This is a genomic window from Planomonospora algeriensis, assembly GCF_977012225.1.
In genome coordinates this window covers 1-16110 of sequence record NZ_CDRNDK010000106.1, presented here as the reverse complement: position 1 = coordinate 16110, position 16110 = coordinate 1, and the positions used below count along the sequence as shown (strand labels likewise).

The 16110-nt window shown below is 73.3% G+C and carries 15 protein-coding genes and 1 pseudogene; 10 read left to right on the top strand and 6 right to left on the bottom strand.

All coding sequences use genetic code 11. The features are described 5' to 3' along the window. Window positions 1-185 precede the first annotated feature (185 nt). Complete coding sequence (locus tag ACWJ6R_RS13900; RefSeq protein ID WP_449062616.1) at window positions 186-863, top strand: DUF4230 domain-containing protein; 678 nt, start codon at window positions 186-188, stop codon at window positions 861-863. A 94-nt stretch (window positions 864-957) separates the two neighbouring features. On the opposite strand, the gene meaB is transcribed toward ACWJ6R_RS13900, so the two are convergent. Beyond that, window positions 958-1905 (bottom strand): methylmalonyl Co-A mutase-associated GTPase MeaB, encoded by a 948-nt coding sequence (gene meaB / locus ACWJ6R_RS13895; protein ID WP_449062615.1) that lies wholly within the window; start codon window positions 1903-1905, stop codon window positions 958-960. A gap of 107 nt (window positions 1906-2012) precedes the next feature. Beyond that, a pseudogene (locus tag ACWJ6R_RS13890) lies at window positions 2013-3199 on the bottom strand (acetyl-CoA C-acetyltransferase). A 189-nt stretch (window positions 3200-3388) separates the two neighbouring features. Between ACWJ6R_RS13890 and mce the strand changes: the two are divergent. Both mce and ACWJ6R_RS13880 read left to right on the top strand, forming a co-directional pair. Beyond that, window positions 3389-3817, top strand: coding sequence for a methylmalonyl-CoA epimerase (gene mce / locus ACWJ6R_RS13885; protein WP_189238314.1), 429 nt, complete (start codon window positions 3389-3391; stop codon window positions 3815-3817). Window positions 3818-4101: 284 nt separating this feature from the next. Further along, complete coding sequence (locus tag ACWJ6R_RS13880; RefSeq protein ID WP_449062614.1) at window positions 4102-5379, top strand: DivIVA domain-containing protein; 1278 nt, start codon at window positions 4102-4104, stop codon at window positions 5377-5379. A 118-nt stretch (window positions 5380-5497) separates the two neighbouring features. On the opposite strand, the gene ACWJ6R_RS13875 is transcribed toward ACWJ6R_RS13880, so the two are convergent. From ACWJ6R_RS13875 to ACWJ6R_RS13860, 4 genes are all read right to left on the bottom strand, one after another. After that, window positions 5498-6271, bottom strand: coding sequence for an alpha/beta fold hydrolase (locus ACWJ6R_RS13875; RefSeq protein ID WP_449062613.1), 774 nt, complete (start codon window positions 6269-6271; stop codon window positions 5498-5500). Window positions 6272-6472: 201 nt separating this feature from the next. Further along, window positions 6473-7186, bottom strand: coding sequence for an alpha/beta hydrolase (locus tag ACWJ6R_RS13870; protein WP_449062612.1), 714 nt, complete (start codon window positions 7184-7186; stop codon window positions 6473-6475). Window positions 7187-7266: 80 nt separating this feature from the next. After that, window positions 7267-7563, bottom strand: a complete 297-nt coding sequence (locus tag ACWJ6R_RS13865) for an ATP/GTP-binding protein (protein WP_449062611.1) — start codon at window positions 7561-7563, stop codon at window positions 7267-7269. 20 nt (window positions 7564-7583) lie between these two features. Next, window positions 7584-9089, bottom strand: a complete 1506-nt coding sequence (locus ACWJ6R_RS13860) for a 3-hydroxybutyryl-CoA dehydrogenase (RefSeq protein ID WP_449062610.1) — start codon at window positions 9087-9089, stop codon at window positions 7584-7586. Window positions 9090-9252: 163 nt separating this feature from the next. On the opposite strand from ACWJ6R_RS13860, the gene ACWJ6R_RS13855 reads away from it, so the two are divergent. The 7 genes from ACWJ6R_RS13855 to ACWJ6R_RS13825 all read left to right on the top strand — a co-directional run bounded on the left by ACWJ6R_RS13855 (window position 9253) and on the right by ACWJ6R_RS13825 (window position 16013). Next, complete coding sequence (locus tag ACWJ6R_RS13855) at window positions 9253-10131, top strand: ABC transporter ATP-binding protein (RefSeq protein WP_449062609.1); 879 nt, start codon at window positions 9253-9255, stop codon at window positions 10129-10131. 49 nt (window positions 10132-10180) lie between these two features. Further along, entirely contained in the window at window positions 10181-11329 is a 1149-nt protein-coding gene (locus ACWJ6R_RS13850) for an ABC transporter permease (protein ID WP_449062608.1), read from the top strand. Between the two features lie 211 nt (window positions 11330-11540). Then, window positions 11541-12203, top strand: coding sequence for an endonuclease NucS (gene nucS / locus ACWJ6R_RS13845; RefSeq protein ID WP_189238322.1), 663 nt, complete (start codon window positions 11541-11543; stop codon window positions 12201-12203). A 174-nt stretch (window positions 12204-12377) separates the two neighbouring features. Then, the gene (locus ACWJ6R_RS13840) at window positions 12378-13202 is read left to right on the top strand and encodes an ABC transporter ATP-binding protein (protein WP_449062607.1); all 825 of its coding nucleotides are present in this window, start codon (window positions 12378-12380) and stop codon (window positions 13200-13202) included. A gap of 104 nt (window positions 13203-13306) precedes the next feature. Continuing rightward, a complete protein-coding gene (locus tag ACWJ6R_RS13835; protein ID WP_449062606.1) occupies window positions 13307-14161 on the top strand; it encodes an ABC transporter permease in 855 nt (284 codons plus the stop codon). A 2-nt stretch (window positions 14162-14163) separates the two neighbouring features. Continuing rightward, window positions 14164-15402, top strand: a complete 1239-nt coding sequence (locus ACWJ6R_RS13830; RefSeq protein WP_449062605.1) for a sensor histidine kinase — start codon at window positions 14164-14166, stop codon at window positions 15400-15402. Next, window positions 15390-16013: a response regulator gene (locus ACWJ6R_RS13825; RefSeq protein ID WP_449062604.1), complete on the top strand. Its 624-nt coding sequence runs from the start codon at window positions 15390-15392 to the stop codon at window positions 16011-16013. Before ACWJ6R_RS13830 ends, ACWJ6R_RS13825 begins: the two co-directional genes overlap by 13 nt. Window positions 16014-16110: the final 97 nt, after the last annotated feature.

The following is a 16110-nucleotide window of genomic DNA, read 5'->3' as shown; positions in this document are numbered from 1 at the left end:
GACGGTCCCGGCGGCGGCGAGCGCGCCGGCCGCGCCCGGCGCGTCGCCCGGCGCGTCGCTCGGGAGCATCCACGACGTGCTCCGGCGGCGCCTGCAGGACGTGACGTCCGGGCGCCTTCCGCGGCGGTGACGGGATCCGCGTAGGGTCCAGGTGAGAAAGCGGCCCCCGAGGGAAGGACACGGCTGTGAACGCTCCCCCGGAAGCACCCCCCGAGGCCGCCCCCCCGGCGCCGCGCCGGCGCCGCTGGCGCTTCCTGGCCGGGTTCCTCGTCGCCGTGGTCCTCCTGGCGGTGGGGGCCAGGGTCGCCTGGTCGTGGCTGGACCCCTTCGGCGAGACCACGGTCGACCGCAGCCAGCCCGCCCTGCTGCAGTCCATCCACGATCTCAGCCGCTTCGAGGCCGCCACCGGCAACTTCCAGGTCATCGTGGACCTGGAGAAGGACGCCGACTTCCTGCCGGACGCCATCAAGGGCACCCGGACCCTCTTCGTCGGCGCGGGCGGCGTCGACGCCTACGTGGACTTCGGCGGCCTGGCCAAGGACGCGCTGACCGTCTCCCCCGACCGCACCGAGGTCACCGTACGGCTCCCGCGCGCCCAGTTGGAGAAACCCAACCTCGACAACCGGCGCTCCTACGTCTACGACCAGCAGCGCGGCCTGTTCGACCGGGTCGGGGACTTCCTGTCCTCCTCCCCGGCCGACCAGCAGGAGCTCTACGTGCTGGCCGAGAAGAAGATCGCCGAGGCGGCCCTCGCCAGCGACCTGCGCAACCGCGCCGACCAGAACACCAAGGCGATGCTGCAGGGCATGCTGGGCGGCCTCGGCTTCACGAAGGTCACGGTGAAGTTCACCGACGAACCCTGACCCACCTGCTCCGGGCGTCCGCTCCGGGCCGCCTGCTCCGGGCGCGTCCGCTCCAGGCCGCAGGGTCCCGCCGGCGGTCGCCGGCGGGACCCCGTCAGCCGAGTGAGGCGAGCAGTTCGTCCGCCGCCGTGTAGGGGTCGAGCTCGGCGTCCAGGACGCGCGCGGCGAGCGCGTCCAGGCGCCGGTCCCCGTGCAGGTGGGCGAAGCGCGAACGGAGCCCGGCCAGGGCGACCGCCTCGATCTCGTCCCGCGCCCTGGCCCGGCGGCGGCGCTCCAGCTCCCCTGACTCCTCCAGGTGCGCCAGGTGCGCGTCCAGCGCGTCGGCCACGTCCCCGCCACCCTCTCCGCGGTAGGCCACCGTCGGCACGATCGGCGGCCGCCAGGCCCTCTCGACCAGGGCGAGCATGTTGCGCAGCTCGCGGATCGTCGCCTGGGTGCCGTCGCGGTCGGCCTTGTTGACCACGAACACGTCCGCGATCTCCAGGATGCCCGCCTTGGCGGCCTGGACCCCGTCGCCCATGCCCGGCGCGAGCAGCACGATGGTGCTGTCGGCCAGGGAGGCGATGTCCACCTCGGCCTGGCCGACCCCGACCGTCTCGACGAGGATGACCTCGCACCCGGCGGCCTCCAGCACGCGCAGCGCCTGCGGCGCGGCCCAGGACAGGCCGCCCAGGTGGCCGCGGCTGGCCATGGACCGGATGAACACGCCGGAGTCGGTGGCGTGGTCCTGCATCCGCACCCGGTCGCCCAGCAGCGCCCCGCCGGTGAACGGCGAGGACGGGTCGACCGCCAGCACGCCGACCTTCCGGCCGCGTTCGCGGAACGTCCGGACCAGCATCGCGGTGGAGGTGGACTTGCCCACGCCGGGCGAGCCCGTGAGCCCGATGATCCGGGCCCGCTCCGGCCGGTCGGCGCAGAGCCGCACGAGCTCGGCCGAGATCTCCCGCAGCAGCGGCGAGCCGTTCTCCACCAGGGTGATCAGCCGGGCCACCGCCCGGGGCCGTCCCTGGCGGACGCCCTCGACCAGGACGTCCAGATCCATGCCGCCTCCGTCCCGTCGGTCGTGGTGCCCTGACGCCACCGGTCCGGCCGCCCGGCCGTGGTCTCCGGACCCGGCCGGAGCGGCCGTCCGGTCTCCCATCCCGGCCCTCAGGCCGAGGGGACGCGGATGATCAGGGCGTCGCCCTGGCCGCCGCCACCGCACAGGCCCGCCGCGCCGAGTCCGCCGCCCCGGCGCCGGAGCTCGTGGGCCAGGGCCAGGACGATGCGGGCGCCGGAGGCCCGATCGGGTGGCCGAGGGCGATGCCGCCGCCGTTGACGTTGACCTTGTCGAGGGGGACGCCGAGCTCCTTGGCGGACTGCAGGACGACCTGGGCGAAGGCCTCGTTGATCTCCAGCAGGTCGAGGTCGTCCACCGAGAGCCCCTGCTTGCCGAGGGCGTGCCTGATCGCGTTGGCCGGCTGCGACTGCAGCGAGTTGTCCGGCCCGGCCACGTTGCCGTGGGCGCCGATCTCCGCCAGCCACTCAAGGCCCAGCTCCTCGGCCTTGGCCTTCGACATCACGACCACGGCGCAGGCGCCGTCGGAGATCTGCGAGGCGGAGCCCGCGGTGATCGTGCCGTCCTTGCTGAAGGCGGGGCGCAGCCGGCTCAGGGTCTCGGCGGTGGTGTCGCCGCGCACGCCCTCGTCGGCGGAGAAGACCACCGGGTCGCCCTTGCGCTGCGGGATGGAGACCGGGACGATCTCGTCGTCGAACGCGCCGTTCTTGATCGCGGCGGCGGCGAGCTGGTGGGAGCGGGCGGAGAAGGCGTCCTGCTCCTCTCGGGTCAGGCCCAGCCGGGCGTTGTGCCGCTCGGTGGACTCGCCCATGGACACCTGGTCGTAGGCGTCGGTCAGGCCGTCGTGCGCCATCGAGTCCACGACGCCGGCGTCGCCGTACTTCACTCCCCGGCGCAGGCCGGGCAGCAGGTGCGGGGCGTTCGACATGGACTCCATGCCGCCGGCGACCACGACGTCGAACTCGCCGGCCCGGATGAGCTGGTCGGCCAGGGCGATGGCGTCCATCCCGGACAGGCAGACCTTGTTGATCGTCAGCGACGGCACGGACATCGGGATCCCTGCCTTCACGGCCGCCTGCCGGGAGGGGATCTGTCCCGCCCCGGCCTGGAGCACCTGACCCATGATCACGTACTGCACGGCCTCGGGGGCGACCCCGGAGCGCTCCAGCGCGGCCTTGATCGCAATGCCTCCGAGCTCCGCGGCCGTCAGGCCGGACAGTGAGCCGAGAAGGCGGCCGATGGGGGTACGAGCTCCGGCGACGATGACGGAACCAGGCATAGGAGGGGCCTCCCTGTGTCGATGGCGGCGCTGCGCGTCACGGCTCGGACGGGGCGGCCGGATCCCTGCCCTCGGCCCTCGGAGATTTCCGCTCCTCGGTCCCGATCACCGGCGCGCCCTCGCGGAGGACGTGACGCGTTTGCCACGATACCTATGAGTACCCGGACACCCGCCATGGAGGACGGTCCTATGTTCATGCGCATCGATCATGTGGGAATCGCCTGCCACGACCTGGAGGAGAAGATCGCTTTCTTCGAGCGGACCTTCGAGCTCACGGTGGTGGCCAGGGAGGTCAACGAGGAGCAGGGGGTCAAGGAGGCGATGCTGCACATCGCCGACGGCGAGGGCGGCGGCTCCTACATCCAGCTTCTCGAACCACTCGGCCCCGACACCCCCGTGGGCAGGTTCCTGGCCAAGCGCGGAGAGGGGGTGCACCACGTCGCGTTCGGCGTGCCGGACGTCGAGGCGGCCCTGGGCGAGATCGGCGGCCGGGGGGTCCGCCTGCTGGACGAGAAGCCGCGCCACGGCTCCATGGGCTCCTCGATCGCCTTCCTCCACCCCAAGGACGTGGGCGGGATGCTCACCGAGCTCGTCCAGGCCCCGCCGCGGCGGCCCTGATCGCGCCGCGGTCGCCGCTTTGACCGCCTCGGCCGCCTCGGCCGCCTCGGCCGTCTTGACCGCGACGCGGCGGCTCCCGCCGCGTCGACCTTGACCACGCGGAACACAAGAAAGCCTCGTACGTAACAAGTCGCGCAGATAGTCGGAGGAGGAGGCCAACGCGGCAGCGGCGGAGTACGCTGGCGTACCACCGGACGTGGATCCCGCCCCGGCTCCCGCCTCGGATGTCCGAAACCCCCCGTCCGGCCCGTGTAGCCGTCTCGACAACCCAGGATCGAGCCTCCATGCAGTCCGACATCGACGCCCAGCTCAACAACTTCTTTGAAGACGCCCCCGCTCGGGAATTCGACGTGGTGCTCCGTGGCTATGACCGGCACCAGGTCCACGACCACCTGAAGCAGATCGACGGGGAGTTGCGCCAGGCCCGGGAGCAGGTCCAGGGCCTGCAGCGGGATCTGGCCGACTCCCAGCGCCAGCTTCAGGAGCAGGAGCGTCCGACCTACTCCGGGCTCGGCGCCCGGATCGAGCAGCTGCTCCGCCTCGCCGAGGAGCAGGCCACGGAGCTCGTCCAGGCCGCCCGCGCCGAGGCCAACGAGATCAAGGCCGCGGCCAAGGTGGACGCCGCCGACATGCGCGCCGCCGCCGAGAACGAGGCGGCCGAGAAGCGCGCCCTGGCCACCCGCGAGGCCGACGACATGCGCGGCACCGCGGAGCGCGAGGCCGAGGAGATCCGCTCGACCGCCCGCCGCGAGGCCGACGAGCTGACCTCCACCACCGAGCGCGAGGTCGCCAAGCTGCGCGCCACCGCCGACCACGAGGTCGCCGAGAAGCGCGCCGACGCCGAGCGCGAGATCGCCAAGCTGCGCACCACCACCGAGCGCGAGGTCGCCCAGCTGCGCGCCTCGACCAAGCGCGAGCGCGACGAGATCCTCACCACCGCCAAGCGCCAGGCCGACGAGATGCGCGCCCAGGCCCAGCGGGTCCTGGAGGAGTCCGAGGCCAAGCGGGCCCAGGACGAGGCCGAGTTCGAGATCCAGCTCGCCGCCCGCCGCGAGGAGGCCGAGCGCCAGGAGGCCGAGCGCCACGCCACCGCGCAGGCCGCCACCCAGAAGCTGGTCGCCGAGGCCGAGCAGCGGGCGGCCACCGCCGAGCAGCGCGCCACCAAGGCCACCCAGCAGGCCGAGCAGACCCGCCGCGAGGCCGACACCCACGCCAAGCAGCTGCTGGCCAACGCCCGCAAGAACGCCGACCAGGTCGTCTCCGAGGCCAAGGCCAGCGCCGAGTCGATCGTCTCCGAGGCCAAGGCCGAGGCGGAGCGGAGCCGCTCGGTCGCCCAGCGCCAGGTCGACGAGCTGACCCGTCAGCGCGACAGCATCACCAGCCACCTGGCGCAGCTCCGCCAGCTGCTCGGCGGCGCGCCGCTCCCGGCCGTCGAGCCGGAGCCCGCGGTCACCGCGGCCCCGGCCAAGCCGGCCATCGCCGCCTCGTCCAACGGCAGCGCCGACAAGCCGGTCCCCGCTCCCGCCAAGGCCGAGGACGACGCGGAGTGGTGGCAGGAGTAGCACCACCCCCGGCTCCGGGGCATTGACGACGGCTACGGGAGAGCCCGGTGACCTTCGCGGTCGCCGGGCTCTCCTGCTGTTCTCCGCCTCCCGTACGGCTCCCGCGGAACCGGGCCGCTCAGCGGATCCGGTCCGCCAGGAAGGCCGCCACCGCGCGGTTGAAGGCCTCGGGCTGCTCGATCGCGCTGAGATGGCCGGCCTTCTCGATCACCGTCAGGCGGCCGTCCGGCACCACCTCCACCATCGCCTCGGCGTCGGAGCGCGGGGAGAGCTCGTCCTCCTCCCCCACGATCACCAGCGCCGGCACCTTGAGCCCGCGCAGGGCGTCGAAGGAGTCAGGGCGGGCGGCCATGGCCCGCTGGGCCCAGGCCACGGCGGCGGGCGGGGCCGACTGGACCAGGCCGCGGACCCGGCCGAAGACCATCGCCCGGCGCTGCCGGGTGGTGGGCCCCACCAGCCCCGGAAGCACCTCGTCCACCAGGACCGGGGTGCCCCGCTCCAGGACCGCGGCGGCGATGCGCTCCCGGTTCGCCCTGGCCGCCTCGGAGTCGGCGGTCGCCTTGGTGTCGGCGAGGACCACCCCCAGGAGCCGGTCGGGGTGCCGGCGGCACAGGGCCATGGTGACGTAGCCGCCCATGGACTGGCCGCCGACGACGGCGCGGTCGACCCCCTCCGCGTCGAGGAGGCGCACGACGTCGTCGGCCATCAGGTCGAGCGAGGGCTCGTCGTCGCCGAGCCGCGAGCCGCCGAAGCCGCGCAGATCCGGCGTGATCACCTTGCAGGTGGCGGCGAGGCCCTCGCGCTGGGCCAGCCACATCGTCGATGACATCGGGAACGCGTGGAGAAGGACGACCGGGAGTCCCTCGCCCGCTGACCGGGTGTACAGGCGCACGCCGTCCACCGTAATCCGGGACCGCCCCGCTGACACCCCCTGACGCGTGACGGGTCGCACGGATGGCCGCCTGCGGCCACCCGCCGAGGGCCGCCGCGGCGCGCTCCCGGACGGGCGGGTCCCGCGCCCCCGCGACCTCGGCGGCAGGGAGCGAGCGGCCCCTGTGCCCCGCGACCTCGGCGGGCAGGGGGTGAGCGGGTCCTACGCCCCGGCGACCTCGGTGGGCAGGGGGTGGACGGCGGGGTTCACCCGGCGGACGATCTCGTTGAGCACGATCCGCACGTACGGCTCGCCGACCCACAGGTGCTTGGCGCCGTCCACACCGACGACCTCGGCCTGCGGGACCCGGGCGAAGCGCCGGCGCGCCTCCTCCGGCCGGAGGTAGTCGTCGAGCTCCGGGACCAGCGCGGTGAGCGGCCGGCCGAACGCCGCCCACGCGTCGAGGTCGGCGTCGGCGGCCCGGTGCAGCGGCGGCGAGAGCAGGATCGCCCCCTGCACCGCCGGGTCGTGCCCCCACCTGAGCGCCAGTTCGGTGCCGAAGGACCAGCCGACCAGCCACGGCCGGGGCAGGTCGTGGAACTCGGCGTACTCCAGTGCGGCGGCGACGTCGAACCGCTCGCCCTCCCCGTCGGCGAAGGCGCCCTCGGAGGCGCCCCGCTCGGAGGAGGTGCCGCGGGTGTTGAAGCGCAGCACCGCCAGGTCCGCCAGGGCGGGCAGCCGGTTGGCGGCCTTCTTGTAGAGGTGGCTGTCCATCATGCCGCCGTGCGTGGGCAGCGGGTGCAGGCAGATGAGCGTGGCCACCGGAGGGCGCTCCGGCGGGAGGGCCAGCTCGCCGACGAGGGTCAGCCCGTCACCGGTGTGCAGCTCGATCGGCTCGCGCCGCGCGGGCAGGACCGTAGAGGCCCGGATCTCCATCGTTCTCCTTCGTCACGGCCGGCGGGCGCCGGGCTGCGCGGCCGGTGGGCCCGGAACGCGTCCGGCGCCCGCCGATCCTCTCAGTATCGGCTCCGGCCGGGGCCGCGCCTGGTCCGGTTCCGCCAGCAGGCGGTGTGCCAGTGCCTGCGCTCGTCCTCCCCGCCCGCCCAGGCGGGCCAGCTCACCAGGTGCGGCAGGCCCGACCGGATCTCCTGCTCGCACCCGGGGCACCGGTAGACCTTGCCGGCCGCCGCGCCGGTGACCCGGCGCACGTGCCAGTCGCCGTCCGGCCACTCCTCGACCTGGCCGACTCCGGGCACGGACCCCCCGACGGGACGGGTGGAACCGCGGTTGCCGCCGCGGTCGAAGGGGTCCATCCTCCGTGCCTTGCGCGGGCTCACGACGACAGGTCGCGGATGCTCCGCACACCGGCCGTGACGAGCTGGTCGAGGAGCGGCGCGGGAGCGAAGGAGGAGTCGCGGTACTCGGCGTAGAGCGCGCGCAGGCCGTCGCGGACGGTCTCCAGGCCCAGCCGGTCGAGCATCTCGAAGGGCCCCTCCGGGTAGCCGCAGCCCAGCCGCATCGCCGTGTCGATGTCCTCCATCGAGGCGTAGCCCGATTCGTACATCCGCACGGCGTCGTTCAGGTGGGGATGGAGCAGCGCCCCGACCACGAACCCGGCCCGGTCGTGGCAGGACACGGGCGTCCGCCCCAGGATGCACAGCAGACCCCGGGCCACCTGCGCGGCGCCTGGGGAGGTGAGCACGGTGGAGGCGACCTCCGCGACCTGGTCGCCGACCAGGTTGAGGCCGACCATGCGGTCCGGGTGCGGCAGCCGTACGGCCTGCTCGATCACGGGGGTGCGGGAGACGGCGACGACCAGGTCGGCCTCCTCGACGGGGGTGGTCTTGAAGCCCGCCGCGGAGAGCCGCTCGGCGAACGCCTCCGCGGCTCCGTCCGCCGCGCCCGTCCCGTTCGCCGACGTGCCGCCGACGACCGCGACGGTGCTCGCCGACGGCTTCTCCTCGGAGGAGGGGTTCGCGGGCGGTTCCTCACCGTGGAAGCCGCGCCCGGACTTGCGGCCGAGCAGCCCTGCGGTGACGAGCTCGCGCAGGACCGGGGCCGGGGCGTGGCGGCGCTCGCGGCTCTCCCGGAACAGCGCCTCGCAGATCTCGTGCGAGGTGTCCAGCCCGATCAGGTCGAGCAGGGCGAAGGGCCCCATCGGGAAGCCCGCCCCGAGCCGCATCGCGGTGTCGATGTCGTCGCGGGTGGACAGGCCGTGCTCCAGCAGCACGGCCGCGTGGTTGAGGTAGGGCAGCAGGAGCCGGTTCACCACGAACCCGGCGCGGTCGGCGACGGTCACCGGGGTCTTGCCGAGGCGGCGTGCGAGCCCGGCCACCTCCTCGGCCAGCCCGTCCTCGGTGGTCACGGTGCGGACCACCTCGACCAGCCGCATGACCGGGGCCGGGTTGAAGAAGTGCATGCCGACCACCCGGCCGGGCCGGGTGGTGGTGGCCGCGATCGCGGTGACGGAGAGCGAGGAGGTGTTGGTGGCGAGCACCGCGGACGGCTTGCAGACCCGGTCGAGGTCGGTGAAGAGGGCCCGCTTGAAGTCCATGACCTCGGGGATGGCCTCGATGACCAGGTCGCAGTCCGACAGGTCCTCCAGGGAGGTGGTGAAGGCCACCCGGCCGAGGATCCCCGCCCGCTCGGCCTCGGTCAGCCTGCCGCGCGACAGCGCCCTGCCCGTGGAGCCCTCCAGGTGGCCCCGGCCGCGCTCCAGCGCCCCGGGGTCGGTCTCCACGCCGACGACGTCGATCCCGGCGCGGGCGAACACCTCGGCGATCCCCGCCCCCATCGTGCCGAGGCCGACCACGCCGACCGTCTCAAAGGTGTTCGCCATCCCTCTCCCCATCACGCCCGCGGACCGCTCGCCGCCGGGGCTCGGCGGCCCCGTGCCCTCCAGTCTCCCAGAGAGGTGCGGCCCGGCCCAAAACCCGGGTGAGGGCTCCCCGCCTCCCACCACTACGTTGAGCTGGTGAAGTGGCTGATGGAAGGATCCCCCCATGATCGAGATTGACGACCTGCACAAACGCTACGGGGACAAGACCGCGCTGGCGGGCGTGTCCTTCTCCGTGAAACCGGGCGAGATGTTCGGCTTCGTGGGCGCCAACGGCGCGGGCAAGACCACCACGATGCGCATCCTCATGGGCGTGCTGACCGCCGACTCCGGCCAGGTGCGGTGGAACGGCGGGCCGCTGGCCTTCGCCGACCGGCGCAGGTTCGGCTACATGCCCGAGGAGCGCGGGCTGTACCAGAAGATGAAGGTCGCCGAGCAGGTGGAGTACTTCGGCCGCCTCAACGGCCTGGCTCCGGCCGCGGCCCGGAAGGCGACCGCGGACCTGCTCGAGCGGCTCTCGCTCACCGAGCGGGCCGCCGACGAGGTGGGCGCGCTCTCCCTGGGCAACCAGCAGCGGGTCCAGCTCGCCGTCGCACTGGTGCACGAACCCGAGGCGCTGGTCCTGGACGAGCCCTTCTCCGGTCTCGACCCCATCGCCGTCGACGCGCTCGCCGAGGTGCTCGTCGAGCGGCGCCGCGCCGGCGCCCCGGTGCTGTTCTCCAGCCACCAGCTGGACCTGGTCGAGCGGCTGTGCGACGCGGTCGGCATCATCTCCGCCGGGCGCATGGTGGCCAGCGGCACGGTCGGCGAGCTGCGGGCCGGGGAGGGTCGCGGCGTGCTGAAGGTGGTCGTCCGGGAGGCCGACCCCGACTGGACGGCCGGCCTGCCCGGCGACCCCACCGTGAACGGCGACGAGGTGCTCTTCACCGGCGTGGAAGACGACGGCCAGGAGATCCTGCGGGCCGCCACGGCGGCGGGCAGGGTCGAGCACTTCGGCTGGGAGCGGCCCTCGCTCACCGAGATCTTCCGTGAGGCCGTCGCATGAGTAGCCCTGTGTCAAGCCTCCACCACGACGACTTGAGGATGGTGCACCGATGAGCGGACTGTGGCTGGTCGCGTGGCGGGAGATCGTCACGCGCGGCCGTACGAAGGGGTTCATCGCCGGGCTGGTGGTGAGCGCGGTGCTGGTCGGCGCGTTCGCCTTCCTGCCCAAGGTCTTCGACGGACCCGACTCCTACACGGTGGGCGTCGTCGGCTCCTCCGCGCTGCAGCCCGCGCTCACCGCGGCGGCAGGGGACACGGAGATCACCACCAGGCCGTTCGCCGACGAGGCGGCCGCACGCAAGGCGGTCCTCGACGGCGACGTGGACGCGGCCGTGGTGGACGACCGCCGGGTGCTCGCCGACGGCGAGGTCGACCGGGAGCTCGGCGCGCTGCTGGAGAGCGCGCACCGGACCACGCAGACCCAGAAGCAGCTCACCGACGCGGGCCTCGACCCGGCCAAGGTCGGCCAGGCGATGCAGGTCGCCCCCCTGGAGCAGGTCTCCGTCGGCGCCGACACCCGCTACGCGGCCGCCCGCACCGGCATCGCGACCATCGTGGTCTTCGTGCTGTTCTTCCTGATCTTCCAGTCGGCCATGTTCGTCGCCATGGGCGTGGTCGAGGAGAAGGGCAGCCGCATCGTGGAGATCCTGCTGACCTCCATCCGCCCCTGGCAGCTGCTCGGCGGCAAGGTCCTCGGCCTGGGCGTGCTCGCGCTGGCCAACCTCATCGTGATCATGGTGGTCGGCCTCGGCGCCGCCGCCGCGACCGGCTTCACCGTCGACCTGCCGCCGGGGATGGCCGGCATCGTGCTGGGCACCCTGTTCTGGTTCCTGCTCGGTTACGCCTTCTTCTCGGTGATGGCGGCGGCGCTGAGCTCGCTGGTCTCCCGGCAGGAGGAGGTGAGCAGCGTCCTGACCCCGCTGCAGATGCTGGTCATGGTCTCCTACTTCGTGGCCTTCTTCGCCACCATGGACCCCGGCACCACGCTGGCCCGGGTCATGTCGCTCGTCCCGCCGTTCTCCTCCATGGTCATGCCGGTCCGCATGGCGGGCGGCGAGGTGCCGCTCTGGGAGATCGGCCTGGCGGCGGCGCTGATGCTCGTCGCGACGGCGGGCATGCTCGCCGTCGGCGCCCGGATCTACGAGCGCGCGGTCCTGCGCACGGGCGCCCGGGTCAAGCTCGCGGAGGTGGTGCGCTGACCGGCCTCCCGTGAGGACGCGCGCCGTACGGCCCGGCCGGGACTCCGGTGGGCCGTACGGCGCCTCCGGCCGGCCGGGACCTCCCCGTGCGGCCGTACGGCAGGGCTCCGGGCGGCCGGGGCTTCCGGCGGAGCCCCGGTCCGCCGGGGCTTCCGGCGACCGTCCGCTTCGCCGGGCGGCCGCCCCCGTCCGGCGGGTAGGGTTGGGGCCCATGCGGCTGGTCATCGCGCGTTGCAGCGTGGATTACGTGGGAAAGCTGACGGCCCATCTCCCGATGGCGCCCCGGTTGATCTTGATCAAGGCGGACAGCAGCGTGTCGATCCACGCCGACGACCGCGCCTTCAAGCCGCTCAACTGGATGAACCCGCCGTGCAAGCTCCGCGAGGAGGACGGCACCTGGACGGTCACCCACGGCAAGACCGGCGAGAAGCTCGTCCTGACGATGGAGGAGATCCTGCACGACTCCAGCCATGAGCTGGGCGTCGACCCCGGTCTGATCAAGGACGGAGTCGAGGCGCACCTGCAGGAGCTGCTGGCCGAGCACATCACCACGCTGGGCGCGGGCTACACGCTGATCCGCCGGGAGTACATGACGGCGATCGGCCCGGTGGACATCCTCTGCCGCGACGCGAGCGGCGCCACCGTGGCCGTGGAGATCAAGCGGCGGGGCGAGATCGACGGCGTGGAGCAGCTCACCAGATACCTGGAGCTGCTCAACCGCGACCCGCTGCTGGCGCCGGTGCGGGGGGTCTTCGCCGCCCAGGAGATCAAACCGCAGGCCCGCGTGCTGGCAGCCGACCGCGGCATCGACTGCGTCACCCTCGACTACGCCGCGCTGCGCGGCATCGAGCCGGAGAACCCGACGCTGTTCTAGCCGGTACGGCCCGGCCCCCGGGTTCCGCCGTACGGCGCGCTCCCCATCCGTGGCCTGCCCGGTTCCGGGAGCCGTACGGCGCTCCGGCCGGGAGTCCGTGTCCTCCGAACGGAGGACAGGGGGTTCCACCGGTCGTCGGTACCGCCGGCGCCGTGTCCGGACGACGCTTGACGCATGACGACAGCGGTGCGAGTGCGCGGCCTGGCCAAGCGGTACGGCGATGTGCAGGCGGTCGGGGGCATCGACCTCGACATCCACGCGGGCGAGGTGTTCGCGATCCTCGGCCCCAACGGGGCCGGGAAGTCCACCACGGTGGAGATCCTGGAGGGCTACCGCGAGCGGGACGCCGGCGAGGTCAGCGTCCTGGGGGCGGATCCGGGCCGGCCCACCCGCGAGTGGCGCTCCCGGGTCGGGGTGGTGCTGCAGACCGCCAACGACATGACCGAGGCGACGGTGCGGGAGACCGTCCGGCACTTCGCCGGCTACTACCCGGACCCCGAGGACCCCGACGCGGTGATCGAGCAGGTCGGCCTGGCGGAGAAGGCCGGCAAGCGGGTCCGGGAGCTCTCCGGCGGCCAGCGGCGCCGGGTGGACGTGGCGCTCGGCGTGATCGGCCGCCCCGAGCTGCTCTTCCTGGACGAGCCGACCACCGGGTTCGACCCCGAGGCGCGGCGGCAGTTCTGGGAGCTGATCCAGGGCCTGGCCCACCGGGGCACCACGATCGTGCTGACCACCCACTACCTGGACGAAGCCGAGGCGCTCGCCGACCGGGTGGCGGTGATCGCCGGGGGCCGGATCGTGGCCGAGGGCGAGCCCGCGACCCTGGGCGGCCGGGCCACCGCCCAGGCCACGGTCCGCTGGGCGGGCGGATCGCTGGAGACCGACGCCCCCACGCGGGCCGTACGGGAGCTGAGCGAGCGGTTCGGCGGCGAGGTCCCGGAGCTGACCGTCTCCCGGCCGTCCCTGGAGGAGGTCTACCTCCGCCTGATCGGAGGCTGACCTCCGGCTCCTCCCCGGGCGAGCACCCCGCAGGCTCCCCCGCCGGACGCGTCGGCGATCCCCCGTACGAACCCCCGTACGCAGACGATGGAGAACCGATTCCCATGAGCGAGACCGTCGCCCCCTCCTCCGCCGCACCCGCACCCGCGCCCGTACCCGCCGGACCGCCCTCCGTGATCAGGGTGGGGCTCTCCCGGGCGGCCTTCGAGACCCGGATGTTCTTCCGGGAGAAGGATGCGGTGATCTTCACCTTCTCCTTCCCGATCGTCCTGCTGGTGCTCTTCGGATCGATCTTCAAGGCCGAACTGGAGGGCACCGGCCTGAACGTCTCCCAGCTGTACGTGGCCGGTCTGATCGGCTCGGCGGCCATGACCGGCTTCCAGAACCTCGGTATCGGCATCGCGGGGGACCGCGACGACGGCACGCTGAAGCGGCTGGCCGGGACGCCGATGCCGCCCGCCGCCTACTTCATCGGCAAGGCGCTCAACACGCTGCTCGTCTCCGCCGTCCAGGTGGCGATCCTGCTGGCCATCGGGGTGGCGCTGTTCGAGCTGGAGGTGCCCTCGGTGTTCTCCGACTGGCTGACCTTCGCCTGGGTGTTCGTGCTCGGCGTGCTCGGGTCGTCGCTGCTCGGCATCGCGGTCAGCAGCCTGCCCCGGTCGGCCAAGAGCGCGAGCGCGGTGATCGTGATGCCGTTCGTGGTCCTGCAGTTCATCTCCGGGGTGTTCATCCCGATCAGCCAGCTCCCCGAGTGGGTGACCCGGGTCGCCTCGTTCTTCCCGCTCAAGTGGATGTGCCAGGGCTTCCGGTCGGTGTTCCTGGGCGACGGGGGTGCCACACTCGAACTGGCGAAATCATACGAACTCGACCGGGTCGCCCTGATTCTGGGCGCCTGGGTCATCGGAGGGCTCCTGCTGTGTCTGACGACCTTCCGCTGGAAGAGCCGCCGCGACGGATAGCCGTGCGGCGCGGGGTCCCCGCCGGTGACCGCCCGCCGGTACGGGCGCCCGGGTCGCTGGGGCAGGCCCTGGGCGCCGGGACGGCGGACGGGCCGCACGCGTGGGAGTCGCTGCGCGGCTGGGAGGTGCTGCTCGTCGCGGCGGTCCTGTTCCCGGCGGGGGCGATCGCGCTGGGCGTCCTCCCGCTCTGGCAGCGGATGCTCGCCTCCGGGCTGCTGATCGTGATCGTGCCGCTGTACCTCCTGCTCGGACGGCCCGCGATCCTGGCCGACGACCGGCGCCGGGGCGCCCTGTACCTCGCCCTCATGACCGCGCTGTTCGTGCCGGCCGCGCTCACCGACACGACGGCGACGTTCGCGCTCTTCGGCCTGTGCCCGCAGTGCTTCATGGTCTTCCCCGCCAAGAAGGCGGTCGGCTGCGTGGTGGTGCTGAACCTGGCTCCGGCGGTGCGTTTCCTCACCTTCGACGACGACGGGGTGGAGACGTTCAACTTCCTGACCGTCACCGTGATCGTCGTCTTCTTCTCCGCGGCCTTCGGGATCTGGATGGAGCGGATCATGCAGCAGAGCGACGAGCGGGCCCGGCTCATCGGGGAGCTGGAGGCGCAGCGGGCCGAGGTGGCCCGGCTCTCGGCCGAGCGCGGCGCGCTGGCCGAGCGGGAGCGGCTGGCCGGGGAGATCCACGACACCCTGGCCCAGGGGTTCACCAGCATCATCATGCTGCTCCAGCAGCCGGAGGAGCACCGGATCGAGCTGGCCGTACGGACCGCCCGGGAGAACCTGGCCGAGGCGCGTTCGCTGATCGCCGCCCTCGGCCCGGTCCCGCTGGACGGCTCCACGCTGGAGGACGCGCTGGCCCGGATCACCGCGAGGTTCGGCGAGGAGCTCGGCGTGGACGCCGTGTTCGGCAGGACCGGGGCCTCCAGGGCCGCCTCCACCCCGGTGGAGGTCGTGCTGCTCCGCGTGGCGCAGGAGGCGCTGGCCAACGTCCGCAAGCACGCCTCGGCGCGGGCCGTCCGGGTGATGCTCGAGTACACGCCCGCGGTGATCCGGCTGGCCGTCCGCGACGACGGATGCGGGTTCCCCCCCCGCCGCCGCCGCCGGGTACGGCCTGCGGGGGATGCGTGCCCGCGTGGAGCAGGCCGGGGGCATCCTCGTCCTGACCAGCCGGCCCGGAGCGGGTACGACCCTCGAAGCCTCCGTGCCCACCGAACCTGGAGTGTGACCGCATGCTGCGTCTGATGATCGTCGACGATCACCCGGTGGTCCGGGAGGGGTTGCGCGGGATGCTGGAGTCCGATCCGCGGGTCACCGTGGTCGGCGAGGCGGCGTCCGGGGACGAGGCCGTCGTGCGGGCGCGCGAGCTCGCACCGGACGTGATCCTGATGGACCTGCGCATGCCCGGCGGCGACGGGGTCGGCGCGATCCCCCGCATCCTGGCGGACCGGCCGGAGAGCCGGGTGATCGTGCTGACCACCTACGAGACGGACCAGGACATCGTGCGCGCCGTCGAGGCGGGGGCGGCCGGCTACCTGCTCAAGGACACCTCCCGGGCCGACCTGCTGGCCGCGGTCGTCTCGGCCTCCCGGGGGGAGACGGTGCTCTCGCCGTCGGTGGCGACCCGGCTGGTCTCGCGCATGCGGGCGCCCGCGGCCGAGTCGCTCTCCCCGCGCGAGACCGAGGTGCTCTCCCTGGTCGCGCGCGGGCTGACCAACGCCGAGATCGGCCGGGCGCTGTTCATCAGCGAGACCACCGTCAAGACGCACTTGCTGCGGGTCTTCGGCAAGCTCGGCGTCTCCGACCGCACCGCCGCCGTCACCACGGCCATGGAGCTGGGACTCCTCATCCGGTAAGCGGGGTAAGTGATGGTTTACTCCGTGGGCGGACCCGGTCTATCGTGGGCCCACCGTGCCCGGCCGGCCCGCGGACGCGTTCCGGAGGACCTCCACA

Excerpts from the sequence above, each read along its gene's own strand:
- meaB (WP_449062615.1), bottom strand. The coding sequence starts at position 1,905 with ATGGATCTGGACGTCCTGGTCGAGGGCGTCCGCCAGGGACGGCCCCGG.
- mce (WP_189238314.1), top strand. The coding sequence starts at position 3,389 with ATGTTCATGCGCATCGATCATGTGGGAATCGCCTGCCACGACCTGGAG.
- ACWJ6R_RS13870 (WP_449062612.1), bottom strand. The coding sequence starts at position 7,186 with ATGGAGATCCGGGCCTCTACGGTCCTGCCCGCGCGGCGCGAGCCGATC.
- nucS (WP_189238322.1), top strand. The coding sequence starts at position 11,541 with ATGCGGCTGGTCATCGCGCGTTGCAGCGTGGATTACGTGGGAAAGCTG.
- ACWJ6R_RS13860 (WP_449062610.1), bottom strand. The coding sequence starts at position 9,089 with ATGGCGAACACCTTTGAGACGGTCGGCGTGGTCGGCCTCGGCACGATG.
- ACWJ6R_RS13880 (WP_449062614.1), top strand. The coding sequence starts at position 4,102 with ATGCAGTCCGACATCGACGCCCAGCTCAACAACTTCTTTGAAGACGCC.
- ACWJ6R_RS13850 (WP_449062608.1), top strand. The coding sequence starts at position 10,181 with ATGAGCGGACTGTGGCTGGTCGCGTGGCGGGAGATCGTCACGCGCGGC.
- ACWJ6R_RS13865 (WP_449062611.1), bottom strand. The coding sequence starts at position 7,563 with ATGGACCCCTTCGACCGCGGCGGCAACCGCGGTTCCACCCGTCCCGTC.
- ACWJ6R_RS13840 (WP_449062607.1), top strand. The coding sequence starts at position 12,378 with ATGACGACAGCGGTGCGAGTGCGCGGCCTGGCCAAGCGGTACGGCGAT.
- ACWJ6R_RS13855 (WP_449062609.1), top strand. The coding sequence starts at position 9,253 with ATGATCGAGATTGACGACCTGCACAAACGCTACGGGGACAAGACCGCG.
- ACWJ6R_RS13835 (WP_449062606.1), top strand. The coding sequence starts at position 13,307 with ATGAGCGAGACCGTCGCCCCCTCCTCCGCCGCACCCGCACCCGCGCCC.
- ACWJ6R_RS13825 (WP_449062604.1), top strand. The coding sequence starts at position 15,390 with ATGCTGCGTCTGATGATCGTCGACGATCACCCGGTGGTCCGGGAGGGG.